Genomic DNA, 25,297 nt, shown 5'->3' on the forward strand with positions numbered 1-25,297 from the left:
GATTGATTATTAGATAAAAATTTTAAAACCCCTCGCGCAATTTTGTTATTTAGCTCTTTCATAGGCGTTCGCTTAAAGCACCAACCTTTATAGTCATAATCTGTGATATTAACGTACATGTACTTACATGAAGGAAGGATGTATGATTTTGCCCATCGACTACACATCTCCATCCACGCAGTTTACGTTTGATGTAAATACAAGCCCCCTATTTAAAAAGGATAATCAAAACTACATCAATATTCTCGGTACTGCCCAATTAAATACATTAGAAAATGTATCCTTGCTTGATATATTTCTAAGTACGAATAATGTTGTAGAACCGCATTATCATCAAAATGCAGGAGAGCTTGTTTATTGTATTTCTGGTGCTGCTACCGTTTCCTTATTAAATCCTTTTACAAAACAAATTCAAAATTACCCAATAAAATCTGGACAGGTAACTAATATTCCACAGGGTTGGTGGCATTATATCGTCGCGAATGCAGACAACACGCATATACTCGCTATTTTTGATGCCCCTACACCCGAAGTTATTTTAGGTTCTGATATTTTGAAATTTACACCAACAGCAATTATGGCGCATACGTATTGCTTAGATGAAAATGTATGGAAACAAACGATTGCGCCTGTTGTTCCTACGACTTATATCGGTCCTCCAAAAGAATGCAACCAATCCTTTCCCACTCCCTCTAGCTCACCCAATTTTATGCAAATGTATCCGCCTTACAACCTAAATTATTACCATTATCCATATATGTATCAAAATGGTTACGAATATTCATGACATGAAGTCTATTGGTTTTCGTTGCAAAAATGCATAAAACATTTCAGAATGGAAAGTCTAACTATTATTCATCATGTATAAAAGAGGTGTATAAACAATGGGCTTTCCTATTATCCATACAAATTTTTGGGATGCTGTGATTGCCGTACCGGTTGTCATGATCCTGACTCAAGCAATTAAAGTTTTTTTCCCTATTCAACCTAAATATGTCCCAGCAATCGCTCTGGCTCTAGGTTTAATGATTTCTATTTTTATTAGCCACAAACATAATTTTTTAGCAGGTGTATTTATGGGCCTTTTTTATGGATACGCAGCCATTGGGAATTATGCGTCCTTAAAGACCACGATTAGGAGCTTTAAAAATAAAACAACAAAAGCATGATGGTAGATAAGGAATGCTTCGTGACGAGACTTCTATATAAAGAGCAAAACAGAGAAAAAGCAGAAGTAAAGTGGCGAAGCCTTCAAACAAATAATGTACATACGTTTTGCTAGATGACACACATACCAAATTGATAATGACTACTTTTCCTATAAATGTATAAAAAATAACAAATCATCCCATCCTAATCTCACAATCAACAACTATAAAATGAGTTAGGACGTGCAATAATGAAAATGTCAAAGCGAAATTTAGACGCTCTACGTTTTAAGGAAGTGTTTGCAATTTGGAAACAACTTGGGGTCAATAATGGCTATATAGCGACCAATCATCTCTTTTTCAAGCATGCCGTGAATCGAGAGTTAAAAGTTATTATTTTGGAGTTTATTCAATATTTAAAAGAGGAAAATAAACAACTAGAGAAGCTATTAAAAGAAAATGGCGTACTTGCCCCACCACTATCCATTGACCAAGGAAGTTTACAAATTGCTAAGATTCGAGGCAAGACAGCCGTAAATGATTGCGAAATCAGTGCCATCCTATCGATGAATATTGCTTCTTCGTTAATTTCAGTCAGTCAAGCGATGGACATGTCTATCGAGCATATGCTCTCTACAAAATATCAAGTCTTTCATATGAAGTATGCCAATCTTGGCGCAAAGTTAATTGCCCTTAGTCACAAAAAAAGTTGGTTACTTGCTCCCTCTACAATGTAAAACGAGCAATAAAGCAATTGTTTAGGTCGTCTCGTACTTTACAAGGCGACCTAAACGGCTATTCACTTAACTGTTTTTCTCTGTTTGTCACTAACAAATAGTCCAGCGCACTCATTCTAGTTAACTTATGTGTAAATTTAATAGCATCAGCTTGTGAATCAAATATAAAATTTTCGAGTTCGTCTGTTGGTATATATTGATCAGCGATTTTTCGTTTCAGTTTTCGTACAGATAAAATGTGTGAATCTTCTTCATATAAAATAATGGCACCAACGTTCCGATAAAGCGTGTGATCAATCGTTGCGACAACTTTCACATTCAATCCTTCAAATTCCGTTAAATCTACCTGCATTTATTTACCAGCCTCCCTCTCTTCTCTTACATTCTATTTCCAACAATCATAGTCCTGCTTTATATCATAATTTACGTTTAGCATAAATGATATTTTATAAGTTACCATTTAAATGATGATTTTTTTGCAAGCGGCGCTCTCTTTAAAGAAAAAATGGCACAACCTAATGCAGCTAACACTAAAATAGCACCGAAGCTTGCTAAATGCATGACCGAACCTGTAACAGTAAACATAGCCCCACCAATTGCAGAGCCTATCGAAATACCTATTTGTAAGGCGGCAGTATTTAAGCTTTGTTGAATATCAGATGTTTTAGGATCTGTTTGTATCAAATAATTTTGTAACGGTGGTGTAAGTGCCCAACTAAGCGCTCCCCACAACACTGTCACGACTAAAAATAAGGGAAACGCGACAATTGTATACGGAATACTGAACAGCACGATGGCAAATGTTGCGATAATCATAACGATCGATTTGCCTGTACCAATTTGGTCACTTAACCAACCACCAATTGCATTTCCGCTTACTGAAGCGAGACCGAATACTAAATAACAAATACTGATCCAAGAAGAGCTTAAATTAAATGCTTCAACTAAAAATGGCGTAAAGTAGGCATAAAGCATATAATGCCCCGCCAACATAAACAGTGTTGTTAAATGCGCACTTGCTATTTTCCAATTAGCTAATGACTTGATTTGAGCTTTTAATGGCACCACTTCAACAACTGGCATTTTTTCTAAAATCATAAATATTAGAATCATGGATACAGATGACAGCATTGCAATCCCTAAAAAAACGGCACGCCAACCGAATGCTTCGGTAATAAAAATGCCCATTGGTACACCGATGACTAATGCCGAACTGACGCCGACAAAAATAAGCCCTAACGCTTTGGCACGATGTCTTGGCTCTACTATTTTTGTTGTAATTGTTAAAGACAACACAATTACCAATGCTGTACTCATTGCTGTGATGATTCTTGCAATCATCACAATGGCAAAGGTTGGGCTGAAATAGGTCATGACATTCCCCAATGTGAATAAAAACAATGAAATAAGATAAAGCTGCTTCCTTTCCACTTTCGCAGTTAACGATAAAAGGACAGGCGCTGAAATAGCATATACTAGTGCAAAAATGGTAATTAATTGTCCTGCTGTTGCAACTGAAACGTTCAAATCATCTGCGATATATGGCAAAATACCGCCTACAATTAGCTCTACCAATCCAACTGCAAAAGTAGTAGCAGCCAATATAAATACTCTCCAATTCATGGAATCACCTTTCTATTACACTCCCATTTTGTAGCAGCATAAAAAAATCCTGACTACAAAATGCAAGCAAATTTTTGTAGTCAGGATTTTTATGGTTCCTGGTAGAGACCCTCAATCCATATTATTGAGGTTATACAGATCATTATTTTACTTTAGCTATATTAGCATATGGATTTTTGCGTTACAACATTTTTCTATCACTCTATTTGCTAACACCCGCAGTACTTTACATAAGCTCAATTTATTTTTATATATTTTTTTAGCTTTTTGCTTATATTTTTTATCATTCGACCATACATAGTAATAGACATGAAATATAGCAATGGGGTGATTGTTTGCGGATATTTGGATTAGTATGCTATTTTTTAATGCTATTTTATGGCGCGGAATTAGTAGTAGAAGAGCTCTCAATCGATCAACCAACATCTAGCTTAGAAAAGAGACAACATCCACTAAAAGAAACTGTTGAAGATTCAACAGTTTGCGTTTACTACCCTTCTTATAAAGTGTGTAAAGCATTATCAGCAAAATAAAGAAAATAAGGAGGCATGCCCATTTCCAATGAGCTGCCCCCTTTTGAATTTTTATCGTTGGTCTCTATTCAATGCCAATGTGAAAATGCTTAAATGGATAAAGTGTCAATTTTGCTTCTCCATAAATAGCATCTTTTGCAATTAAGCCGTAATGGCGACTATCATAACTTTTCAAACGGTTATCACCCATGACAAAGTATTTACCTTCTGGCACCTTTTTCTCATTCGTTAAACCTTCTAATGTGAAATTCTCGGTAATGCGTAGTTGACTCGGATCATCAGTTTGACGATTTACATAATCTTCTTTATAGGCCTTTCCATTTACATACAATACATCATCGATCATTTCGACTGTATCCCCTGGAAGCCCTATCACACGCTTAATATATAATTCATCCTCAGTCGGAGATTGAAAGACAATTTGGTCAAAGCGTTCAATTTTACTTGTTTTACTTACAATAATAATGTCCTTATCCTCATATGTCGGATACATAGAAGCACCTTGTACTTTTATCGGTGCAAATAAAAATTGTTTACAGCCTAAGACGACGATTGCTGTCACGACAATAATTTTAATGTAGGATAGAATTTCTTTTTTCATATTCGTTTTTTCTGCTTGCATGCTCATTCCCCGATACTTTTTTATTTAATAGTATAGCATTTACTAGTGTCTATTGACGAATAAAAACACAAAATGTTTCCATACCATGAAAAAAAGACATAAGCTCAGTCGCTTGTGTCTTGGAAAATATATTCTATTTATGTACATCAACTAGTTGCTTTATGTAGTAGAGTGATGTTGCTCGTTAAATAAATCAACTGCTAATACAATTCCAACAGGCAACGCGATAGCTAACAATATTGTACCAATCATCATCACAATCACTCCCTCAACCATTTCTTATAAAAAATTATACACTAAATTTTCAGATATTTCAAACGAAATAAAAAACTGCTAGCACGTTTTATAACGAAAAAATCATTCAACTAGGCATGCATCCTACCTGAATGATTTTTTTGTATTACATAAAAATTTTAAAACATAATAGTTGTAGCTGTTGCATCATGAATTTAGCTGGACTTTTTTGTACTTTCCGTTTAGGTACATAGCTTTGCATGCAATTATTTAATGCTGTATACCTAAGCACCTGGGTCCTCCCATTCATTCATCTCGCTCCCTTCGCAAACATATTTTTACAACTATTGTAGCCAAATGATCGTGCGTTATTCTAAATGGGTTTTTAACTCTGTTTGTATTTGTTGAAGCTCTGTTTCATCTGGTACATAATACCAAATACGATCAATCATTTTCCCTCCTTCTGCTTCAAATGATAACTGCTCTATACTACTATCCATTTTCTTATATATACTTTGTAGCTGGATTAAATCTTTCACTGTAAAATTCATGCGGACATTGTCTCCGACAACATCGAGCATATCACTAGCCTTTAAAATCACGGAAGGTGTAGAAGCTTTTTTCATTACCGCTTCGATAATTTGACGTTGACGAATTTGACGACCAAAGTCCCCTCGTGGATCTTCGTAGCGTATACGTGAAAAAATAAGTGCTTCATCGCCATTTAAAGATAGTTCTCCCTTAGGAAAATGGTATGAATCATAGGTTAAATCCATATCATTTTGAATCGTAACACCACCAAGCGTATCTATAATTTGTAGAAACCCTTCCATATTAATAAATACATAATAATCGAGTGGAATATCTAACAAATTTTCAACTGTATCCATTGCCATTGGTACGCCTCCAAAAGCATATGCATGGTTAATCTTATCTACTGTGTCATGACCAATGATTTCGGTACGTGTATCTCGCGGGATGCTTAACATTTTCATCGTTTGTTTTTCAGGATTGACCGTAATGACAATCATTGTATCTGAGCGGCCACTATCGTTGCTTCGTTCATCAACACCTAGTAACAGCACAGAAAACGGTTCTTTTTTCTTCATTGTTTTTGGCGCTTCTTCAGTAATGTCTGTCGCTTCAACTAAAGGTGTATTTATTTTATTCATCGTTTTCTGAATAGTATAATAAGCTGTACCTATAAATATTAAAAAAATTGTTAATAGGCTACCTACTATCCAAAGCCATATTTTCTTCTTACTCTTTTTTTTCTTTTCTTTCATTCGTTTCATGTTTTTTTCCATACTTAAGTCCTCTCTAGCTTTTTAAAAAATTTGCCCCTCTTTTTGACGTTTTAGGTTGGAAAAAAGTTTATATGGTCTATTTATATGCATATTGGACGAAAAAAAGACGTACACTAGTATTTACTAAATATGCGTCTTTATATTCGTTAATATGTAAAATTGGCAATCCTGTTTGTAAATGCGCTGTTTTATCTTGTTACTTTTTAACCTACCTTCTATCATTTCCCTACAGTAAGAAAAAATTCCTTCATGTATGTAAAAACCCCTTTTGTACCGTATAGAATAGCAAATTTTCCTTCAATTATAAAGTTTTTTTGTCGATTTTACGTTTATTTTAAAAAAAGATTCATTTAGTCAACTAAAAATTCGCCAATAAAACCATCTCAATCGCATAATCATTTTTCAGGCACAAGCCTTTCGATTTGGTTTGCATTTTTAACGCAATCATTACAAAAAAAAGAGAAATACCTTGAGCAAAAAAACGCTCAAGGTATTTCTCCAAGCTACTGAAAAACGCAACTTTCTTATTGATTATTTCTGTCGTGTATTCCTTGCACTAACTTTTCTTGAATGGACAAATATTGTGCAATCTCTTCATCATTCAATACTTCAAAAAGCTGAATAAATACGTCCTTTCCAACCTCTTGTGCTTTTATTAATGCCTCTACACCTTTATCCGTAATTTGTAAACGAATCGTACGTCTATCCGCCTCATCGTATAGTCTTTCTGCTAAGCCTAGTTTTACTAATTTTTCAGCAATGCTTGTCATAGCACCTTTCGTATAACCAATCGTTTCCGCTAATTCTGCCTGTCTTTGCGGACCTTTAATTTTTAGTTCACTTAAAACTAAAATCGGTGAAATGCCTAGCGGATATGGAAAACCTTTCGTAAAACGTATAATATTAGCATTATTCATCTGATCAATCATATGAATGAGTTTAAAAATACTTGTCTGTGTCAAAAAAATCCTCCTCGAACAATAACCGAGAAAATTAGTGAAGCATGATTGAACCACCGTCAACCATAAGTGTTTGACCTGTGATATACTGTGAATCCTCTGATGCTAAAAATACTGCTACACGGCCGATGTCATCTTCTACATCACCAAAGCGGCCCATTGGGATTTTATTTTTAACAGCTTCGTAATATTCTGGTTGTGCTTTTGCCCATGCTTGTACACCTGGTGAATTTGCAATTGGGCTAATTAGGTTTACATTAATACCGAAACGTCCCCATTCATTTGCCGCTACACGAGAAATACCGCGGATTGCTTCTTTTGCTGCAGCATACGCACCTTGTGTTTCATGACCAGCAATTCCAGCACCAGAAGCAAAGTTAATAATATTCCCTTTTGTTTCTTTTAAATGCGGTAATGCGGCTTGCATTAAATAAAATGTTGGATAAAAACCAGTATCAAATGATAAATCTAAATCAGCCTGCGTTGTATCTTCAATCGTTGCTTGTTTTGAAGCATGTGCATTATTAACTAATACATCTAGTTTACCGTATTTTTCAACAACTGTATCGATTATTTTATGCAAATTAGCACGATCCATTAAATTTGCCTGTAAAAACATTGATTTTGGAGAAATTTTTTGCAATTCCTTTTCCATTGCTTTCCCTGTTTCTTCATTTAAATCTACAATCGTGACGATTGCGCCTTCTTTTACCATCGCTTTTGCCATACCACTACCGATACCGCCAGCTCCACCAGTAATAATTACTACTTTGTCTTGTAATTTGCCCATGAGTGAACAGCTCCTTTTCATTAATCGTTAAATAGTTTATCACTAAATTATTCATAATTAAACTAGATTGCTCACTCTATTGAAACCCTTTACATTTCATTGGCAATTTGCTTGACAATTTCATCAATCGTAGCGATCGCTGAACCTTTATTGCCTTGCGTTAAAATACTAAAAATATACCACTTGCCACTTCTCCCTTTAACATAGCCACTTAACGCATAGGTACCACTTATATAGCCCGTTTTAGCTGAGACACTATAGCCTTTCAAGCGGTTTTCTAATGTTGCTCCAACTAGCTTTCCTTTTCGTCCCGCATGTGGTAAAGCATCCAAATACGAGAAGTACCAAGGTTTTTGTCGAACTTTAAATAGTAATAAGCTTTCCTGCATACTGCTTACGCGGTTTTGATGATTTAAGCCTGAGCCATCTTCAAAGTACCATTGGTCCATATTTAATCCACTATCTATACCATAGGTGCGAATGGCTTCAATACCCGCAGACCAGCTTCCTTCTCCAAGAAGCTCCCTTCCCAATTGCTTAGTGAGCATTTCTCCCATACCATTAATGCTTAACTTTAAAAATCGAAAATTCATATCCTTTAATGGCATGGAGTAAGTAATGCCAACTCGCTGTGCATTTTCTGGCACTTTCCCTTCGGTAAGAGGCATTTTTTGAATTCCTTTTGCTACTAATTTTTCTCGTAATACATCCAGCGTAAACATTGTTGGATTATAAACAGTGACATATGTATTTTTTTCTGAACCTGCAGGTAAATTGCCTGTTACAACAATACGATCTGTTCCATATTCTCTTGTGATTTTGACGGTCGATTTCTCACCCTTTTTCACAGTTTTTGTTTTGTTGACAATGGGGATTGTGCTTGCATATGGTATAAGCTGAATTTTGGCTGCTTGTCCAATTTTAGTGCCAGTCACTTTTACATGGACATTGCCGACATCATATTGGTCATTCGGTGAGAGCGTTAGAGCAGAAATGCGTGATGCATAAGAGAATGCCTCTTCTTGTGGGACTATTCCTTTGGCTAATCGATCGTCATCAAACCACGAATCATCAGCAATCAATGCTCCTGTAATTTTGGTGATTCCTAATTTTTTCATCCCATTGGCGAATGTTTCTAAATGGACAGGTAATAATGTTGGATCGCCCCCACCTTGTAAATAAATATTTCCTTGTAATACACCATTTTCAATGGGACCATCCACATAAGCCTTCGTTTCAAAACGATAATCAGAGCCGAGTAAATCTAATGCCGCAGCACTAACAAGCAATTTATGTGTGGAGGCGGGACGTATCATTTTTTCTCCATGCTTACTATAAAGAACGTCTCCTTTTTCCATTTCTCGCACCGTAATACTATATTCATTGTTTTTCCAGTTTTTAGCGATGATTGTATTGATTTTATTCGTCATCGTTTGCTCATTTGCCTGTGCTTGTTCAACAAATAGCAATGGGTAACAACACAACGTTAAAAGCATCGTCAATATAACAATTTTCTTTTTCATAGATCCTCCATTTGGCAAAATATTCTCTAATTATTTTTTATTTTAAGTAAAAGCGCTTATTTTTTCAATTCAACAACTATTCTAACTTCTTCTGAAGTGGACAGACATCTTTTTTTTCGACATGAATAGACTGTAGTAGCTAGCTAAAATCGCTTTCAAAATAGGAGTTGGTTTCGATGGGCGCAAAATGGATTAAAATATCGATCTTCTATTTAATACTTACAATCGCTTTTGGACTGTTTATGCATTATGCATTTCAACTTCAATGGAAGACGACACATGCACATATTGGTGTCGTTGGTTGGCTAACTACGGGATTCATAGGGCTCGTTTATTGTCATTTTAAAGATGCTGCAAAAACAGGGCTCGCCAAGGCACAATTTTGGTTTTACAATATTGGTTTACCGTTTCTTTTAATTGGGATGATGATGGTTTACTTAGATGTGCCACATTGGTTATTTGAACTGTTCGTATCTGGCGGTGGAATTGCCGTTGGACTTTCTATTTTATTATTCTTTGTCAATGTCTTACAAAATGTGAAAAGTACTTATTAACTATAGAGGGCGTTTTTACTCTACACAAGATAAAGCAAAGGGGCTAGGACAAAACTAAAAAATTTTAAGGAACAGAGGAAAGCTGTTCGTAAATTTTTGCTATATGGAGACCTTAGCTATTCTTGCTTTTGCAATAAATTAGAAGTGTTCACTAGTTGTTGGTAGCGAAGGCGGTGACTCCAGCTCAGAACAGCACATAATGTTAGACGCTGGCATTCCGCGCGTTAGCGAGGGTTGCGGCTTACTGTGCTGAGCGGAAAGCACCGCCGTAGCGGATAACAACGGCATAGCAAAAAAGTGTTAGATTGATGGCAGTCAATCTAACACTTCTTCTCTTTTGTCCCAGGCTCTTTCGATACGTAGAACTCCATTCAACAAAGTGGGGTTCTATATTTTATACAAAATATGCCAAGCATTGAGGAATGACGCTTATTACTGCAAAGAGTTCGCTTGCATTTGATACATTTTTTCATAAATTCCACCGTGTGCTAATAGCTCATCATGGGTACCACGCTCCACAATATTTCCACGATCTAAGACAAGTATTCGATCCGCATTTTTAATTGTTGACAGACGGTGGGCAATAATGAATGTTGTGCGCCCCTTTTTTAGTACATCCATTGCATGTTGAATAATTTCTTCTGTCTCAGTGTCAATATTTGACGTTGCTTCATCTAAGATTAAAATGGCTGGATCAAAGGCTAATGCACGTGCAAAAGATATTAATTGTCGCTGACCAGAAGATAATGTACTTCCTTTTTCAATCACTGGTTCATCATAACCCTTTGGTAAATTTGCAAGCACGCGATCCCCTCCAACGGCTCTTAAAGAATCTTCCACTTTTTGTCGAGAGATTTTCGGGTTATTTAAACTCACATTGGACGCAATCGTTCCGGTAAATAAATAAGGGTCCTGTAAAACAATCCCCATATGCTCACGCATAGATTGACGAGCAACCGTTGTAATATCTATACCATCAATCGAAATCTTGCCTTTAGATGGGTCATAGAAGCGGAATAATAAATTCATAATCGAACTTTTTCCAGAGCCCGTATGACCTACAAGTGCAATTGTTTCTCCTTGATGTGCTTCAAATGTTAAGTTTTTCAAAACATAGTCATCGTTTTTGTAGGCAAAGGAAACATCCTCAAACACGACATTGCCTTTATATCTTGGTAGACTTACTTCAGATACGGGCTCTCCATCTATATCTAACACCTCAAACACGCGCTTCCCTGCAATCAGCGAGCGTTCAAGCTGCGAAAATTGATTCACAATATTGGTGATTGGATTGAAGAGTTTTGTTAAGTAATCGACAAAAGCATATAAAGTCCCTGCTGAAATAATTTGCGTTGTCGTCATCGATTGGGTCCCAAAATAGAAAATAAAAATCGTAAACATTAAAAGCCTTAACGTATTCACTAAGTTAAATGAAGTCGCCGAATCGAGCACTAATAGTTTACGCTCATAGGCATAGTGTTCATTATTCATATCATCAAATTCCTTCGTCATTTGTTGCTCACGTCGGAATGCTTGAATAATTGTCATACCTTGAATGGATTCATTGATCATCGCATTGATATCTGCAATCTTTGTGCGAATAACATCATTGTATTTCGATGCAAATTTCCGATATAAAATCATCCATACATAAATGATAGGCACCATGACTAATGCCAGTAACGCCATTTGCCAATTTAAAATAAACAGCGCTACATATACACCGATGATTGAAATTAAACTTGTCACAAAATTTGATAGCACCTGGACATATAAATTGCGTACTGCCTCGGTATCATTGGTTACACGCGCAACAATTTTCCCTGCTGGTAAATTATCGAAATATTGAATCGGTAACGTTTGAATATGCTCAAATACATCTTTACGTAATTTTTGAACAACACGATTTGCGCCCATTTGTAAATAAATATACATAAAGTAACGTAAAACCGCTGTAGCAATCGCCAAAATTAAATACAATAGTAACAACCACGTAATCGGTTTAATTTCTATTTGACCGATCGTCATATAATTATCGATGATATGCTTTGCAATAAATGGCCCGACAAGTTCGGTAAAGACAGCAATGGTTAAGAAAAATAACCCTAAAAATATTGGTTTTTTAAAATACATTGCATAGCGTGTTAAGCGTTGACTCGTACTCATGAGGCACCCCCTTCTAGCTGCTGACGGTCGAATTGTTCTTTATACCAGCCTTGTTGTGAAAGGAGCTGTTCATGTGTTCCCTGTTCTACTATTTGTCCTTCATCAAGCACAATAATCATATCGGCATGTTGAATTCCCGATAATCGATGGGTTGTAATAATCGTCGTTCGATCCTGTCGTTCACGCTGAATATTTTCGATGATTTTAGCTTCCGTTTTAGCGTCTACCGCTGAAAGTGAATCATCAAGGATTAAAATTTCAGGGTCTTTAATGAGTGCCCGCGCAATTGATACACGTTGCTTTTGACCTCCTGAAAGTGATACCCCTTTTTCTCCAACAAGTGTTTCAAGCCCCATTGGGAGATGGGCTAAATCTTTTTCAAAATAGGCTGCATGAATCGCTTGTTTCAGCTCTTCTTCTGTAGCATCTTCTTTTCCAAATAAAATATTTTCTCGAATTGTTCGGGAGAATAATACATGATCCTGCGGCACATAGCCGATCCAATCGAGTAACTGCTCTTTTGTTTGAGCCGTAATATCAATGCCATCAATGGACAACTGACCTTCTCCAATTGGATACTCACGTAGCAGCTGTCGTAAGAAGGTTGTTTTCCCAGCACCTGTCTTTCCAACAATACCAAGTGTTTGCCCCTTTTTTAGCGACAATGAAATACGTTCCAAGTTTTTCACATGGCTCATTGGATACTGGAAAGATAATTCGTTGAACCCGATTGCATTTGGCGTTGCTACAGCTTGCGGTGTTGCACTATTTTGTACATCCGCTTTATAGCGTAACGTTTCCTGTACACGGTCTAATGAGGCATTTCCTTGCTGCATCACATTAATAAGTTCCCCAATCGCAAAAATTGGCCAAACCGCTAATCCTAAATAGACAGTAAATGTTACAAGTTGCCCTAATGACATCGCCTCAGTCGATACTAAATGTGCACCGTAGCCAAGTGCCACAACATAACTAATCCCTGTCCCTACTTTCGTGATGGGTCCAAATAAAGCGTTGATTTTTGCCGTATGCATATTTTTTTCATAAACGACTTCACTCATTGCCGCAAAGTTTGCTTCGTCCTTTTTTTCTTGTACATATGCCCTTACAACTCGAACACCTGCTACTGACTCAAGGACACTATCATTTAATTCACCAAAGGCGTCCTGCGCTTTCATATACCGTTCATGCACAATTTTCCCTAAATACTGAATAAGAATAGCCATAACGGGCACTGGCAACATGGCAAAAAACGTTAACTTCCACGAAATCATATAACCCATTGCAAAAATAATACAGCCCATATAGATCGTCGAGTCTATCAGTGTCATGATTCCAAAGCCCGCAGTTAGTGACACGGCGTTTAAATCATTTGTAGCTCGTGCCATCAAATCACCAGTGCGATTTTTTTCATAAAATGTCGGTGTCATACGCAAAAAATGTTGCATTAAATTGCGACGTAACATTTTCTCTAAATTAATGGCACCTTCAAATAATCGAAATTGCCAAACAAAATTCAAGACATAACCGCCAACAATAATAGCCGCAAAAATCAACAAATATTTCGTTAAAATAGCTGTTGTCATTGTGCCTGCAGTTAAAATATCAATAATAGACCCTAGTAAATACGGTGGAATAACCTCTAATCCACTCGCAATGATTAAGAGTACAATCGCTATGGTATATTGCTTCCAATATTGCTTAAAAAACCAACTTAATTTACTTAATACATCAAACATACTTCAATACCTTCTTTCCTAAATGCTTTACATCTTCGCTACCCACTATCTAGCAATTCCTTATTGAAAATTAATTTCCTTGTGATGTTTTGCATACACATACACTCCTTTTTCTGTTCACTACCACCTTTTTTTGCAATAAAAAAGACGCATCCCCTAAAAAGAGCATGCGTCTCTTATAAAAGGTAAGGTGCACCCATACCTTTCATTGCATAAAAAATAACAATGTTAGACATGGACAATGTATGCAGCTGTGCTTTTGTATCGTACGGATAAAATCATCATTGTCATGCCCTCCTTTGTTTGGTTTGTTATAGTGTTATTGAAGATTATCATATAATTGAAATAATTGTCAACATTCAAACTGTTATTTTTTATATATTACAGGAAATAATTAACGCTTTAAAGTAGTGAATTGCTTTATTCGCAAGAAAATAGCTTTCATTATAACAAACTTTAAAAAACTACCATCCTGCTTTTGTGCTTGATACAATATAAAGGCATGCGGTGAATCTTATTATCTATACTCGGTCTAAAAATAAAGGAGTCTTTGACATTGAAAATATTTGTTGCAATTGGCTTAGGAGGATGTTTAGGCGCTATTTCCCGCTATTATATTAGTATGCTAGCTGCAAATACGGCGGTCTTTCCATTTTCAACACTTTGCATTAATTTAGTTGGCTGTTTTTGTTTAGCCTTCCTTTTCACCACCTTTACTAACCGCACGCCCCTTGTACTCGGCATTGGTACAGGCTTTTTAGGAGCCTTTACTACCTTCTCGACCTTTTCTGTAGAGACACTTTTACTGTTGGAAAATAGTAAATGGGGACAAGCACTCGCCTATTGTTTGATGAGTGTGTTCGGTGGTCTAGTATGCGCTTGGCTAGGCGCTCGACTTGCAAGGAGGCGGACGCAATGATATTAGTTGGAATAGGCGGATTTTTAGGTGCATTAGCAAGGTTTTACTTAGGTAAATGGATTGTTAGTACATATCCTTGGGCTACCTTTGTCATCAACATAACAGGTTCCTTTGTACTCGGTCTGTTAGTTGGTGCACATCTAAGTGATGCGCTATGGCATTTCTTAGGAATTGGCTTTTTAGGTGCTTATACAACGTTTTCAACATTTGGTTTTGAAACATTGCAACTAATCGAAAAGAAACAATGGCATCTAGCGTTCCGTTATATTTGTAGTACTGTAATTGTCGGATTGCTCTTTGCAGCACTAGGGCTTTCCCTTATGCAGGGCGTCCTTAAAACATTAGAGGTGATTTTTTGACACAACCCACAATCGAGCAGCTTCAAGCTTTAGAGGCTGAAATTGAACATACATTATATACATTAATTGACTTAGAACTTGATGAAGCTTACCAAGAAATGACGACTCTATTTGCCAAATTACTCGCCAAGGTGCAAGCAGCGCACTTAATAGATTATAAGCTTGATGTACTAGTAGAACCTAATAATTACGCTACCGAAACGTGCCTATTACTCGAGAGTTTACTAGAAGCAAAAAACAGGCCCAACAAAAGACATCAGCTTTTAACGCATCGCATCATTTTAAAAATTTGGCTACGTAAAAATCGTCAATTTATAAATGAGCTATTACCACAGATGTTTTAAAAGCGGTAGACAATACAAAGAAAGTGTTAGATTGACAGCAAAACATCTAACACTTTTTTACTGTTCTATTTGCCGCTTTGGCAAGGTAAGTATATAAGCCGTAACTTGCTTGCGCGTTCTCTGTAATAATCTTCTCCTCCAACCTCTATCTTTGCAATCGATTGACCGTCACAAACAAGCTATTTTTTTATGACATGCTTGCCTTTTACCCTCATAAAAACTATATTATGCTATTTCAATCCACTAAAATGCTCATTTTATCGGAACCTTCCTAATCTATACTCGTTTATTATTTATGAGAACGCGATGAAAATCGTTATCATTTCGTTCTATATAAACATTTTTGAGAGGTGTTTTGATGGAAAGAATAAAATTATTGGATGTTGCGAGAGGACTAGCCATAATTGGCACACTGGGAACGAATATTTGGATTTTTGGGTCAGCCGGCTATTCAGTCGATTTAGATGAAACTGATATTTCAAGGATTGGTTCATATATATCTAAGTTTTCAGATTATTTAACGAACGGGAAATTTCTTGGCTTATTAACGATTATGTTCGGCATTGGCATGCAATTGAAATATGCTAGTTTCCAAAATAGGGGGCTCCCTTGGTTTAAACTGTACCTATGGTCTATGATATTGCTTTTTTTAGATGGGGTTCTTCATTTTATATTTGTTTTTGAATTTGATGTATTAATGAGTTATTCCCTAACAGGTATCCTCGTTGCATTTATTATTCAACGCTCAGAGCGAGTCATGAAAATTTGTATGTTTATTGCAGCTAGTATTCACCTTTTTCACCAAGTCGTAGAAGGTTTTCTTATGGACAAAATTATGACGACTCAACTTGCACGAACATTGTTTCCAAACAATCCATATGCCAATATAAGTGCTAATCGTAGTAGTATTGCTGAACAAGCAGCATTAGTTCGTCAGGAAAATCAATTGCTTGAGATAGCTGGATTTTCATGGTGGGAGCAAGTTGTATACAGACTAGAACATTTTTGGGTTTTACGCTCAGAAGCGATTATGATTTTACCAATGAATGTTTTCTTATTTTTACTGGGTGTCTTCCTCGTCAGAAAAGGTTTATTGAAAATGGATGAACACGGCATTCGACTGCAAAACCGCCTACTATGGATTGGATTAGGTATTGGTATCCCATTAAATGCACTATCGTTTTTTAGTACTCAATTTGTCGTTTTAGACCGCTATGTTTTTGCCCCTGTTTTATCACTGGGTTATCTCGGTCTTGTCTTTTTAATCGCCCGCCATCAAAAGTTCGTTAAAACCCAACATTATATTAGTAATGTTGGCAAAATGGCACTTACATGCTATATCGCGCAAAATATCATTGCATCCTTTTTGTTCTATAATTGGGGACTCGGCCTATCCAACCATTATAGTCAACCATTAATCCACGCATCTTGGCTAGGCATTACGTTGTTTATGATTGTATTTTCTACTTTATGGTTACGAAAATATAAACAAGGTCCAGTTGAAACCATCTGGCGTAAACTTGGCAATATCCCTGTGAAACGCCATCTACAAAAATTAACGTAATCCCTTTGATTGCATAGCGCCATTAAAACATGTATGTTCTTCCTAATGGCTAGCACATACATGTTTTAATTTTTTGCTTTATCTTTAAACTGACATTATAAAAACTCTACTTTCTGGCTATTTCAAAATAACGACAATTATTATTACAATAAAGTAATATAGAATTACTTTTAAGTCATCGTCAACTAGCTTTCACGTAAAAGATGAGGAGTACACTAAACATGAAAAAAACACTGACAATTGCCGGTTCTGCCGCACGTGGCGGAGCTGGTATTCAAGCAGATTTAAAAACTTTCCAAGAACTAGGGGTGTACGGCACTTCTGCCATTACGGCCTTTGTAGCAACACATCCTCGTACTAATCAAGGCGTTTTTACGCAATCGTTAGACGTTATTGAGGCACAGCTCCATACGATTGCAACGCAAATTGGCATAGATGCTTTAAAAACAGGGATGCTATTCACCAAAGATATCATTGAGCTTGTGTCAGACTGGCTCTCTACTGTTCAGGTCAAACATGTCGTTATTGACCCCGTTATGTTCGGTAAAGTAGGAACTGCATTAATGGAAGAAGGTGCCATGTCTTCTTTAAAGGATAAACTATTACCGCATGCAACAATTATGACCCCTAATATGCCTGAAGCAGAATATTTGCTCGGTGGTAAAAAATTGACGACTGCCACTGATTTACAGGATGCTGCCCGTGATTTACATAAGCTTGGCACGCAATTTGTACTCGTAAAAGGTGGTCGTCTCGATGGTCCAGCAACAGATGTATTATATGATGGCGTACGCATGGTAACATTGGAAGCCCCACGTATTGATACTATCCATACAAATGGAGCAGGTTGTTCATATTCTGCCGCGATCACTGCTGGCTTAGCACAAGGTTTAAGTGTTGAAGAGGCTGTTATTCAAGCTAAAAAGTTTGTTACTGCTGGCATTCGTCGAGCTATACCGTTTGAAACGGTTGCTGGAGCTATTGACCATCGTGCCTATAAAGCGTTTGGTGAACATGATATTACAGTAACTCGATACTCGTAATAATGGAACATGGCTTATCGTTATTAAAAGCAAAAAAAATCCGTGTGGAGCCTTTTGCAGGCTCAGCGGATTTTTTTATTTGTGCTATCGTTGAAGACGAAATGCTAATATCTTAAAAAGAATATGCACGCATAACTTGGCATATTTCTACATGATAATGACTGTACCATTTTTCTTTCCCTAGTTGTTGTGCTACAACATGTTGTGCATTGTTTTTCCACTGTTGAATCGCCTCTAACGATTCCCAATACGATACAGTAATCCCCTGCCCCTCGGCATTTCTTGTACTTGCCACACGAAGAAAACCTGACTGCTGTTTTGCTAATACTTCAATGGCATCCGCCATTTTGGCATATCCTTCGTTGTCGTCATCCGTCCGTTGTGATGTGAAAATAACTGCATAATAACTATCCATCCTTTACTCCCCCTCCTCTTTCACGACTATTGTATAAAAAATCCTATCCATTTAATTTCAATAAGCTATGTCGTGGCAGTTTTGCAAACTTCCGCTAGTATACATTGTAGTACTACCCTTTATAATGGAGGTATGTACTATAGAACTAACTTTTAGTCATTAAGCGATAGCCATCTCTATTGATTCAATTTACTTGGTGGTTCACACTAAAGATAGCTAAATGTGAAAAAAACAAGATGATATACTATTTTTTCAGTTTGCCTTCATTTTAGCATAGTATAATAATTTGAATATGGAAACAGGAGGGAACTAAAATGAAAATATTACTGGCAGAAGATGATAGTCGACTACGTAAAAATATTGTTCATATTTTAAAAAAAGAATTCCACCATGTAGCATCTGTCGATAATGGACAAGATGCCCTGAACAATACATTTTCTGAACAGTACGATTTAGTGATTTTAGATTGGATGATGCCTCAGCTAAGTGGTATTGCTGTTTGTCAGCAGTTACGACAAAGTGGCTTTAATGGCAGTATTTTAATGCTAACTGCCAAGGACGATACAGAAGATATCATTACAGGACTTGATAGTGGCGCTGACGATTATTTAGTAAAACCCTTTAAGATGGAGGAACTGTTAGCAAGGGTGCGGGCATTACTGCGTAGAAAAAATAAAGTGATTGAGCAAGTTGTCAGAGTAGATAATTTAACCTTACAAGTCGATGCGCGGACTTTTTTGCTTAATAATACCGAAGTAGAATTAACTAAAAATGAATTTTTGCTTCTTGAATATTTATTTTTAAATAAAGGTCGTGTTCTAACGAGAGAACAAATATGCATTTATATTTGGGGCTATGATTATGATGTATCCAACAATTCATTAGATGCTTTAGTAAAGCTTGTTCGGAAAAAAATTGATGATGGGCAAGTCAAATCACGCATTCAAAATGTGCGGGGCATTGGCTATAAATTGAGGGAATCTCATGTTTCATAAAACCAGAAAAAAATTATCTTATTTGTATGCCACACTCTATTTTTTATTGTTTTCGCTGTTTATTATTGTTCTTTATTTTTCTCTCGTTAAATTGATGGAAAATCAACAAATACAAGAATTAGAAGCGTTTTATATAAAACAGGAACATGATTATTTTGAATATGCAAATGACAACAAAAAAACCGTGAGCTATGATCCAAATCGGAATTATTTTTATTATATCTATACAAACGATCATCAATTTATCCATGGGGATGAATCTGTTAGAGGGCTTAAAACACAAGTAGAAAAAGCCTTTTCGCCAGACCGTCAAGTTCACGATGTCGTACGTCGTTTCGAATGGAAAGAACAGCATTTTCTTGTACTCAAAAAACCGATTAGCTATCATGAAAAAGTAGTCGGTTATATACTGATTGGGAAATCTGTAACAACACAACATCACTTTTTTCAAAAAGCAAGTGAGTTACTGCTACTATTAGCGTGTATTTCAACGATTTTAATCGGATTACTGAGCTACTACATGGCTGGCAAAGCGATGGTTCCTATTCAATGGTCATTTGATAAACAAAAAAAGTTTGTTTCGGATGCCTCTCATGAATTGCGCACACCACTTAGTATTTTTTATAGTTCACTCGATATTTTAGAACTTGAGGAAGCAAAGCATTTAACTCCTTTTGGCAAAGAGTTAATTACAGATTTAAAAGATGAGGCCCAATTAATGAAAGCACTGCTTGATAAACTATTATTTTTAGCGCGCCACGATCAACAGCAGGGCTTAGCTCATCAAGAAGTATTACAGCTATCTACTATGCTTGAAAAAATCAGTACTAAATTTCAGAAAATTATGCCCGAATCCATTCAATTTTGCACACAAATAGAAGAAAACATTGAACTACTTGGCGATGCAACAAAAATACAAGAACTGCTTTATATCCTATTAGATAATGCTATTGCCTATACAAAGCAAGGTCAGATTACATTGACACTTTCAAAACAAGCAAACCTTATCACGATTGCTCTAGCAGATAGTGGTATCGGTATACCAGAGCAGGAACTTGCCATGGTGTTTGAACGCTTTTACCGCAGTGACACTTCACGTCAACGCAATGGGACAGGGTTAGGTCTTGCCATTGCACAAGCGATTGTAGAACAGCATGGAGGAAAAATTTATGTTACGAGTACTGTAGGAAAAGGTTCAACGTTTTATATTGAATTTCCCGTTCAATAACATTTCTTAAATTGGCTTAAAAAGCAACAGCATCAGCTTATTTCCTCTCAAGAAATAAGCTGATGCTTTTATTTTGAGCTCCTTAATGCTTGTGGTACTGTTTTGTCTTTTGTCTTCCTTCCTTGGCTGACCATTCTTGCTATCAATATTGAGAGCACACAACCTGCGGACGTAAAATAGAACAGCAGGATATATATGTTGTCTGTATCACTCCCAATAAGTATGCCGTGTAAAAGAGATAGGAGCCAAGCTGGCAATACGAGAAAGTGGATCGATTTCCATATTGAGCGATTCATCGATTTCAACCATAAATCTGAAGTTAATAGTACTAATAAAAATAAGTAAAAAGCAATTATCCCAAGTCCTGAGGCAATCGGTTGATAATGAGATGAAAAAGGGAGTAGCACTTCCACTAATGCATAGGGCTGGTAGTTATCGATGATGAGCACGAACATATGCGCAACAACGGTTATTAGACCTAACCACCCCGCGTTTTGATGAACTTGGTAGATTAAATTTTTATGTGATTTGACAAACGTTGATTTTCTTAACAAACCAAATACAATAGACACTGTAAAATAAAAATATGCTAAAAACCCTAATAACCGAATCCATTCCCATGTACTTGTTAACATACTTTCTCCCCCGTCATTGCCCAGTAACCTGCTTGATTTTCTTTTACAATAAAACGTGCACTGCGGTCGCATATTGCTTCAAGCCATTGTTGCTGTTTGGTCTCATCCACTAAAAAGCAAAGTTTTGCTCCAACTTCTGCATCACATAATGATGATGTTACGACCGTTGCTTGTATTACATCCGTGATCGCAACGTTTCCTGTTTGACCATTTAATAAATGATGCTTCCTGTTTTCTCCTTGGGTCCAACTTCTATAAATTCGATTAGAGGTAGCAATAGCGCCCGAAGCCATTTTTATAGAGCTTATTTCTTTGTCCACATCATAGGGATCGGCAACACCAATCGTCCATATTTTTTCACCTGACGACCACATTTTCATATCCCCACCCCCATCTATTAAGCCGTATTCAGGAGCTATCTCCGCCTCAAGCCATTGCGCTAATTTTTCAATAGCATAGCCTTTTGCAAAACCCCCTAAATCAATTTCTTGCTGTGCTATTTTCATAACTTGTTGATTGCTTAAAAACCGAAAAGGATTACCTGCTATAATAGATTGGTTGTACATTGCCTCCTTTTCAATTGAGGTAAACGGAAAAGATTGATTGTAGCCATGTTGTTCAAGTTGTAATTTTAAATACGGTGAAAATAAACCATTTGTACGAAGATAATAGTCATTGGCCTGCACCAAACAATCGTAGAGGTCGTCACTTACTTGTAATGTTTGCCCGATTTCCAAATTATTCAATTGCCATAGTTCATTGTTCGTGCCAAACCTCGACCACTCTTGCGCTACATAACGAAGCCACTTTTCAGCTTTTTCTTTCCAATTCGTTTTGTTACTCTTTGCTATAGCTAGATAAAATTCCGTATTCATTACTTGTAATGTCAATGTATCCACTGTCATCATCCCTATCAAGTTCTTTTCGTTTTGCGCTCACTTTTGACTGCTGTTTGTTTTGTTATTTCAAAATTTGTCCAATCAAGCTGGACAAGCTCTTTCTCTTTCTTTGTCATGGCCTTCTCTTCTATTTTAGAAAATTGAGCATCAGTTGTTTCAGCTTGCGATGTGTCATTAAATTGTGATAGTAATGCAGCAGAAATAAGTACACCCGATGCGCCTAATAACCATTTTGCTTTTTTTGGATCTTTCATCGTTCTCCACGCTCCTACCTAATTTAATGGTTGACAGACAAACTGTTGATTTTCCTCTTGCCATTCGGCGATAAAGCCTAAGCCATTTGTTATGGCACTAATCGGTAAATAAAGCTCATTATTTAAATAAAAAGCATGTGCAGGTAATGGTGTTTTTACATCGTTATCGTAAGCAACATTTTTCCCTGCGCGATAAATAAGTTCATGATTGGCGTTTTGAATAACCAATATTTCACTTGTTTTGTAATAAGTCGCTGTTGCACCTAATAGCTTTGCCACTGTCTTGCCAGGTACAAATATTTCTCCGTCTTTTGGCATTGCAAACAAGTTTACCTCTTTATTTGTGCCTGTTACTTTTAATACCACTTGTTTTGAATCCGTAAAAGGTAGTGCTTCTTTATCGACAACAACGGATCTTGTCCATATATTCCATTTCCCTTTTTCATTCACAACGTTCGTTGTATCATAATTTTCGTATTGATCATCATCGTCGTCATAATCATCTTCATACTCATAATCATAGTCATCATCATCATTATGATCATAGTCGTCATCATGGTCATCGTATTTTTCATACTTTTCATGTTCATAACCATCGTGATCATAATCGTCATCATCTGCCTTAGCCTGCATGCCATTCGTTAATAAACCTACTACCAATAAACTAACTGCTACACTTATTTTTTTGTTTTTCATTTCCTTCACTCCTTCCATCATTAATAGTAGGACATGAAAATGATAGGAAACTGAATTTTCCCATATAAAAAACAAAAAAAGCTATTTCCACATACAGATTGACCTGTAAATAGAAATAACTTGTCATTGTAACGCTTAATGTGCGTGTAAAATCACCTTTCTTTTCTTCGAGAAAAGGAAAAAAGTTACGGTTAAACTTAAACTAATCATACCAAAAACAATACCCATTCCACTTAAGCCGATTAAATCAAGCATCATACCTGTTGACAACAGCACAATTTGGAACACAACCGAGTCAATCATATTGCGGAAGGAAAAGAATCGCCCGTGGTATTCTTTCGGTACTTGTTTTTGAAAAATCACCATCGTTGTTGGGAAAAAGCAACCGACAGAAAAACCAAATAGTCCGAATGTTAATAAAGCAAAGAACGTACTATCCGCTAGCAATAACATGAGCTCCATTAAGCCAATAATCAATGCAAGTCCGAATAATAATGTCCCTATTTTGACGCGCTCAGCAATATATTTGAGCCCCGCAGCCCCTAACATAAAGCCAATTCCTTCAACTGTATATAATAAACCAGAAATAGTCGTGGACTCATGCATTTCAGTGATTTTCATAATGACTAGATTAAAAGAGCCCAAAAATAATGTCGGAATTAACATTAAAACGAGTGTCATTAATACGACCGGATGCTCCTTTAGCATCGGGTATACGTCCTTAAATCTACCTTTTTCCTTGTCATTGACAGATACATTTACCGCTTCATCAAGCTTTAAACTATTTGTAATAAAATACATGATAATATACACAATTAGTGAAACAATATATAACCATTTCAACTCAAAATAGCTTAACATTAAGCCCGCTGCAGCGGTTCCGACAATTCTTGAAATCGTTCGAGCATTCATTTGCCATGCATTCAAAGTCATTAAATCTTTATCTTTGACAACTAATGGTATAATGGACTGTAAAGCAGGCATATAAAAGGCTGCTGCAATTTGCAACGTGATTAAAAATAATATCATCCATATTACAGAGTTGGTATACAGTGCAATAAACATAAAGAACACACTTAGAATACGACCTACACTCGCAAACTGAATAACTGTTTTTTTCTTTGATTGGTCAATCAACCGCCCTGCGAGTGGTGCGACAACAAGACCAGCTAATATACCAATTGAAATAATTAATGATTTATGGAAATCTGACGGCACGACTTTTTGCATAAATGCTAAGTTGCCAATAATTCCAGCCCATAAGCCAAGACCTACTACAAATTCACCTAATAAAATAATCCAAACATTCCGTTTTCCCCACATGCTGTCTCCCCTCGTTGCCCAATATTAAATTTTTATAACATCCATCGTAACAAAATTATAAATAATCGTACATATAATTTTACAAATCTGGTATTTTATCGACGTGTGCAAACTCCTTTATTCTTGATTTATGTATCACTTTCGCTACTTATCCCTGTTGTACCATGTTGCTAAAGACATCATTGGAAATTCTTCAGCAACATCCAATCTTAATGGCGTAATTAGCTCAATAGAATTGCCATCTGGATCGGCAAAATAGATTGCCGCATGGGCATGTGGATGATTGGGTAAGACGAGCGGCTGTTGTGAGGGCGTAAAGCCAAATGCTGTTTTTATTTCAATGCCAATGGATTGTAACCATTGTTTCACTCGTCCTGCATCCTCTTCGTCGATTTTAAAAGCGAGATGTCGAATAGACGGATGGTAGTCTAATTGCGCTTCCTTACATTCCCACAAACCTATCCAACTTTGTCCTTTGACAATCCAGAAAAAGGCGAATTGCTGTTGCACATAAGCTAATTCAAGCCCTAGCTTTTTATAAAATATAATGGATTGTTGTAAATCGCTAACGGGTAAATGTGCTTCATATAATCCTTTTATCATGTGATCTCCCCTTATGATGAATGACAAAAGTATACTATTTTTTGAAAAAGGGAAAATCGTGCAAAAGGATGAAATATGCTTTTTT

29 protein-coding genes and 1 riboswitch are annotated in these 25,297 nt (G+C 36.5%); of the genes, 12 read left to right on the forward strand and 17 right to left on the reverse strand.

What is annotated here, in order from left to right:
- Positions 1 to 142 precede the first annotated feature (142 nt).
- The 3 genes from I5435_RS13120 (at position 143) to I5435_RS13130 (ending at position 1,885) form a co-directional block, all read left to right on the forward strand.
- Complete coding sequence (locus I5435_RS13120; protein WP_337982413.1) at positions 143 to 787, forward strand: cupin domain-containing protein; 645 nt, start codon at positions 143 to 145, stop codon at positions 785 to 787.
- Between the two features lie 97 nt (positions 788 to 884).
- On the forward strand, positions 885 to 1,169 hold the full coding sequence (locus tag I5435_RS13125; protein WP_108030105.1) for a hypothetical protein: 285 nt from the start codon (positions 885 to 887) through the stop codon (positions 1,167 to 1,169).
- A gap of 230 nt (positions 1,170 to 1,399) precedes the next feature.
- A complete protein-coding gene (locus I5435_RS13130; protein ID WP_024360991.1) occupies positions 1,400 to 1,885 on the forward strand; it encodes a DUF3231 family protein in 486 nt (161 codons plus the stop codon).
- 58 nt (positions 1,886 to 1,943) lie between these two features.
- On the opposite strand, the gene I5435_RS13135 is transcribed toward I5435_RS13130, so the two are convergent.
- Entirely contained in the window at positions 1,944 to 2,237 is a 294-nt protein-coding gene (locus I5435_RS13135; RefSeq protein WP_024360992.1) for a hypothetical protein, read from the reverse strand.
- Positions 2,238 to 2,338: 101 nt separating this feature from the next.
- Entirely contained in the window at positions 2,339 to 3,508 is a 1,170-nt protein-coding gene (locus I5435_RS13140) for an MFS transporter (RefSeq protein ID WP_108030104.1), read from the reverse strand.
- A gap of 57 nt (positions 3,509 to 3,565) precedes the next feature.
- A riboswitch (purine riboswitch) is annotated at positions 3,566 to 3,666 on the reverse strand.
- Between the two features lie 177 nt (positions 3,667 to 3,843).
- On the opposite strand from I5435_RS13140, the gene I5435_RS13145 reads away from it, so the two are divergent.
- The gene (locus tag I5435_RS13145) at positions 3,844 to 4,041 is read left to right on the forward strand and encodes a hypothetical protein (RefSeq protein WP_025219824.1); all 198 of its coding nucleotides are present in this window, start codon (positions 3,844 to 3,846) and stop codon (positions 4,039 to 4,041) included.
- Positions 4,042 to 4,105: 64 nt separating this feature from the next.
- Here the strand turns inward: I5435_RS13145 and lepB are convergent, their stop codons facing one another.
- From lepB to dacB, 6 genes are all read right to left on the reverse strand, one after another.
- Positions 4,106 to 4,663 (reverse strand): signal peptidase I, encoded by a 558-nt coding sequence (lepB, locus tag I5435_RS13150; protein ID WP_024360995.1) that lies wholly within the window; start codon positions 4,661 to 4,663, stop codon positions 4,106 to 4,108.
- 159 nt (positions 4,664 to 4,822) lie between these two features.
- Entirely contained in the window at positions 4,823 to 4,918 is a 96-nt protein-coding gene (locus I5435_RS13155; protein ID WP_029747072.1) for a hypothetical protein, read from the reverse strand.
- 347 nt (positions 4,919 to 5,265) lie between these two features.
- Positions 5,266 to 6,204, reverse strand: coding sequence for an LCP family glycopolymer transferase (locus I5435_RS13160; RefSeq protein WP_024360996.1), 939 nt, complete (start codon positions 6,202 to 6,204; stop codon positions 5,266 to 5,268).
- Between the two features lie 524 nt (positions 6,205 to 6,728).
- On the reverse strand, positions 6,729 to 7,166 hold the full coding sequence (locus I5435_RS13165) for a MarR family winged helix-turn-helix transcriptional regulator (RefSeq protein WP_024360997.1): 438 nt from the start codon (positions 7,164 to 7,166) through the stop codon (positions 6,729 to 6,731).
- A gap of 31 nt (positions 7,167 to 7,197) precedes the next feature.
- Positions 7,198 to 7,953 (reverse strand): SDR family NAD(P)-dependent oxidoreductase, encoded by a 756-nt coding sequence (locus tag I5435_RS13170; protein ID WP_024360998.1) that lies wholly within the window; start codon positions 7,951 to 7,953, stop codon positions 7,198 to 7,200.
- 89 nt (positions 7,954 to 8,042) lie between these two features.
- Positions 8,043 to 9,476 (reverse strand): D-alanyl-D-alanine carboxypeptidase/D-alanyl-D-alanine endopeptidase, encoded by a 1,434-nt coding sequence (dacB, locus tag I5435_RS13175; RefSeq protein ID WP_337982414.1) that lies wholly within the window; start codon positions 9,474 to 9,476, stop codon positions 8,043 to 8,045.
- 176 nt (positions 9,477 to 9,652) lie between these two features.
- Here dacB and I5435_RS13180 point away from each other — a divergent pair, with 176 nt between their 5' ends.
- Positions 9,653 to 10,030: a hypothetical protein gene (locus tag I5435_RS13180; protein ID WP_337982415.1), complete on the forward strand. Its 378-nt coding sequence runs from the start codon at positions 9,653 to 9,655 to the stop codon at positions 10,028 to 10,030.
- Between the two features lie 432 nt (positions 10,031 to 10,462).
- Here the strand turns inward: I5435_RS13180 and I5435_RS13185 are convergent, their stop codons facing one another.
- Both I5435_RS13185 and I5435_RS13190 read right to left on the reverse strand, forming a co-directional pair.
- Positions 10,463 to 12,196 carry an ABC transporter ATP-binding protein gene (locus tag I5435_RS13185; RefSeq protein WP_024361007.1) on the reverse strand — a complete coding sequence of 578 codons (1,734 nt, stop codon included), beginning with the start codon at positions 12,194 to 12,196 and terminating at the stop codon, positions 10,463 to 10,465.
- Complete coding sequence (locus I5435_RS13190) at positions 12,193 to 13,935, reverse strand: ABC transporter ATP-binding protein (protein WP_337982416.1); 1,743 nt, start codon at positions 13,933 to 13,935, stop codon at positions 12,193 to 12,195. The genes I5435_RS13185 and I5435_RS13190 overlap by 4 nt, the downstream gene beginning before the upstream one ends.
- A gap of 556 nt (positions 13,936 to 14,491) precedes the next feature.
- Between I5435_RS13190 and crcB (I5435_RS13195) the strand changes: the two genes are divergently transcribed.
- The 5 genes from crcB (I5435_RS13195) (at position 14,492) to thiD (ending at position 18,164) form a co-directional block, all read left to right on the forward strand.
- The gene (gene crcB / locus I5435_RS13195; RefSeq protein ID WP_024361009.1) at positions 14,492 to 14,854 is read left to right on the forward strand and encodes a fluoride efflux transporter CrcB; all 363 of its coding nucleotides are present in this window, start codon (positions 14,492 to 14,494) and stop codon (positions 14,852 to 14,854) included.
- The gene (crcB, locus tag I5435_RS13200) at positions 14,851 to 15,213 is read left to right on the forward strand and encodes a fluoride efflux transporter CrcB (RefSeq protein WP_025219831.1); all 363 of its coding nucleotides are present in this window, start codon (positions 14,851 to 14,853) and stop codon (positions 15,211 to 15,213) included. The genes crcB (I5435_RS13195) and crcB (I5435_RS13200) overlap by 4 nt, the downstream gene beginning before the upstream one ends.
- On the forward strand, positions 15,210 to 15,557 hold the full coding sequence (locus tag I5435_RS13205) for a hypothetical protein (protein ID WP_024361011.1): 348 nt from the start codon (positions 15,210 to 15,212) through the stop codon (positions 15,555 to 15,557). Before crcB (I5435_RS13200) ends, I5435_RS13205 begins: the two co-directional genes overlap by 4 nt.
- Positions 15,558 to 15,915: 358 nt before the next feature.
- A complete protein-coding gene (locus tag I5435_RS13210) occupies positions 15,916 to 17,121 on the forward strand; it encodes a DUF418 domain-containing protein (protein WP_024361012.1) in 1,206 nt (401 codons plus the stop codon).
- A gap of 221 nt (positions 17,122 to 17,342) precedes the next feature.
- Complete coding sequence (gene thiD / locus I5435_RS13215; RefSeq protein ID WP_024361013.1) at positions 17,343 to 18,164, forward strand: bifunctional hydroxymethylpyrimidine kinase/phosphomethylpyrimidine kinase; 822 nt, start codon at positions 17,343 to 17,345, stop codon at positions 18,162 to 18,164.
- A gap of 112 nt (positions 18,165 to 18,276) precedes the next feature.
- Here the strand turns inward: thiD and I5435_RS13220 are convergent, their stop codons facing one another.
- Positions 18,277 to 18,579 (reverse strand): antibiotic biosynthesis monooxygenase family protein, encoded by a 303-nt coding sequence (locus tag I5435_RS13220; protein ID WP_024361014.1) that lies wholly within the window; start codon positions 18,577 to 18,579, stop codon positions 18,277 to 18,279.
- A gap of 314 nt (positions 18,580 to 18,893) precedes the next feature.
- Here I5435_RS13220 and I5435_RS13225 point away from each other — a divergent pair, with 314 nt between their 5' ends.
- Complete coding sequence (locus I5435_RS13225) at positions 18,894 to 19,574, forward strand: response regulator transcription factor (RefSeq protein ID WP_024361015.1); 681 nt, start codon at positions 18,894 to 18,896, stop codon at positions 19,572 to 19,574.
- A complete protein-coding gene (locus tag I5435_RS13230) occupies positions 19,564 to 20,802 on the forward strand; it encodes a sensor histidine kinase (protein ID WP_025219832.1) in 1,239 nt (412 codons plus the stop codon). Before I5435_RS13225 ends, I5435_RS13230 begins: the two co-directional genes overlap by 11 nt.
- Positions 20,803 to 20,870: 68 nt before the next feature.
- Here I5435_RS13230 and I5435_RS13235 read toward each other — a convergent pair whose 3' ends face one another.
- The 6 genes from I5435_RS13235 to I5435_RS13260 all read right to left on the reverse strand — a co-directional run bounded on the left by I5435_RS13235 (position 20,871) and on the right by I5435_RS13260 (position 25,212).
- Positions 20,871 to 21,437 (reverse strand): ferric reductase-like transmembrane domain-containing protein, encoded by a 567-nt coding sequence (locus I5435_RS13235; RefSeq protein WP_024361017.1) that lies wholly within the window; start codon positions 21,435 to 21,437, stop codon positions 20,871 to 20,873.
- Positions 21,431 to 22,336, reverse strand: coding sequence for an FAD:protein FMN transferase (locus tag I5435_RS13240; protein WP_025219833.1), 906 nt, complete (start codon positions 22,334 to 22,336; stop codon positions 21,431 to 21,433). Before I5435_RS13240 ends, I5435_RS13235 begins: the two co-directional genes overlap by 7 nt.
- A 14-nt stretch (positions 22,337 to 22,350) precedes the next feature.
- A complete protein-coding gene (locus I5435_RS13245) occupies positions 22,351 to 22,590 on the reverse strand; it encodes a hypothetical protein (RefSeq protein ID WP_024361019.1) in 240 nt (79 codons plus the stop codon).
- A gap of 18 nt (positions 22,591 to 22,608) precedes the next feature.
- Complete coding sequence (locus tag I5435_RS13250) at positions 22,609 to 23,286, reverse strand: copper amine oxidase N-terminal domain-containing protein (protein ID WP_108030092.1); 678 nt, start codon at positions 23,284 to 23,286, stop codon at positions 22,609 to 22,611.
- A gap of 135 nt (positions 23,287 to 23,421) precedes the next feature.
- Entirely contained in the window at positions 23,422 to 24,609 is a 1,188-nt protein-coding gene (locus I5435_RS13255; protein ID WP_024361021.1) for an MFS transporter, read from the reverse strand.
- Between the two features lie 144 nt (positions 24,610 to 24,753).
- Positions 24,754 to 25,212 carry a VOC family protein gene (locus I5435_RS13260; RefSeq protein ID WP_025219835.1) on the reverse strand — a complete coding sequence of 153 codons (459 nt, stop codon included), beginning with the start codon at positions 25,210 to 25,212 and terminating at the stop codon, positions 24,754 to 24,756.
- Positions 25,213 to 25,297: the final 85 nt, after the last annotated feature.

It is taken from the genome of Lysinibacillus sp. C5.1 (assembly GCF_016350185.1).
GTDB classification, from domain to species: Bacteria; Bacillota; Bacilli; order Bacillales_A; family Planococcaceae; genus Lysinibacillus; species Lysinibacillus sphaericus.

Bases quoted from the DNA above. Each gene is read 5' to 3' on its own strand.
- I5435_RS13235 (WP_024361017.1), bottom strand. From the start codon at position 21,437: ATGTTAACAAGTACATGGGAATGGATTCGGTTATTAGGGTTTTTAGCA.
- I5435_RS13140 (WP_108030104.1), bottom strand. From the start codon at position 3,508: ATGAATTGGAGAGTATTTATATTGGCTGCTACTACTTTTGCAGTTGGA.
- I5435_RS13120 (WP_337982413.1), top strand. From the start codon at position 143: ATGATTTTGCCCATCGACTACACATCTCCATCCACGCAGTTTACGTTT.
- dacB (WP_337982414.1), bottom strand. From the start codon at position 9,476: ATGAAAAAGAAAATTGTTATATTGACGATGCTTTTAACGTTGTGTTGT.
- I5435_RS13160 (WP_024360996.1), bottom strand. From the start codon at position 6,204: ATGGAAAAAAACATGAAACGAATGAAAGAAAAGAAAAAAAAGAGTAAG.
- I5435_RS13225 (WP_024361015.1), top strand. From the start codon at position 18,894: ATGAAAATATTACTGGCAGAAGATGATAGTCGACTACGTAAAAATATT.
- I5435_RS13260 (WP_025219835.1), bottom strand. From the start codon at position 25,212: ATGATAAAAGGATTATATGAAGCACATTTACCCGTTAGCGATTTACAA.
- I5435_RS13245 (WP_024361019.1), bottom strand. From the start codon at position 22,590: ATGAAAGATCCAAAAAAAGCAAAATGGTTATTAGGCGCATCGGGTGTA.
- I5435_RS13210 (WP_024361012.1), top strand. From the start codon at position 15,916: ATGGAAAGAATAAAATTATTGGATGTTGCGAGAGGACTAGCCATAATT.
- I5435_RS13155 (WP_029747072.1), bottom strand. From the start codon at position 4,918: ATGATGATTGGTACAATATTGTTAGCTATCGCGTTGCCTGTTGGAATT.
- I5435_RS13190 (WP_337982416.1), bottom strand. From the start codon at position 13,935: ATGTTTGATGTATTAAGTAAATTAAGTTGGTTTTTTAAGCAATATTGG.
- thiD (WP_024361013.1), top strand. From the start codon at position 17,343: ATGAAAAAAACACTGACAATTGCCGGTTCTGCCGCACGTGGCGGAGCT.
- I5435_RS13135 (WP_024360992.1), bottom strand. From the start codon at position 2,237: ATGCAGGTAGATTTAACGGAATTTGAAGGATTGAATGTGAAAGTTGTC.
- I5435_RS13130 (WP_024360991.1), top strand. From the start codon at position 1,400: ATGAAAATGTCAAAGCGAAATTTAGACGCTCTACGTTTTAAGGAAGTG.
- I5435_RS13180 (WP_337982415.1), top strand. From the start codon at position 9,653: ATGGGCGCAAAATGGATTAAAATATCGATCTTCTATTTAATACTTACA.
- I5435_RS13220 (WP_024361014.1), bottom strand. From the start codon at position 18,579: ATGGATAGTTATTATGCAGTTATTTTCACATCACAACGGACGGATGAC.
- I5435_RS13170 (WP_024360998.1), bottom strand. From the start codon at position 7,953: ATGGGCAAATTACAAGACAAAGTAGTAATTATTACTGGTGGAGCTGGC.
- I5435_RS13125 (WP_108030105.1), top strand. From the start codon at position 885: ATGGGCTTTCCTATTATCCATACAAATTTTTGGGATGCTGTGATTGCC.
- lepB (WP_024360995.1), bottom strand. From the start codon at position 4,663: ATGCAAGCAGAAAAAACGAATATGAAAAAAGAAATTCTATCCTACATT.
- crcB (WP_025219831.1), top strand. From the start codon at position 14,851: ATGATATTAGTTGGAATAGGCGGATTTTTAGGTGCATTAGCAAGGTTT.
- I5435_RS13250 (WP_108030092.1), bottom strand. From the start codon at position 23,286: ATGAAAAACAAAAAAATAAGTGTAGCAGTTAGTTTATTGGTAGTAGGT.
- I5435_RS13185 (WP_024361007.1), bottom strand. From the start codon at position 12,196: ATGAGTACGAGTCAACGCTTAACACGCTATGCAATGTATTTTAAAAAA.
- I5435_RS13255 (WP_024361021.1), bottom strand. From the start codon at position 24,609: ATGTGGGGAAAACGGAATGTTTGGATTATTTTATTAGGTGAATTTGTA.
- I5435_RS13230 (WP_025219832.1), top strand. From the start codon at position 19,564: ATGTTTCATAAAACCAGAAAAAAATTATCTTATTTGTATGCCACACTC.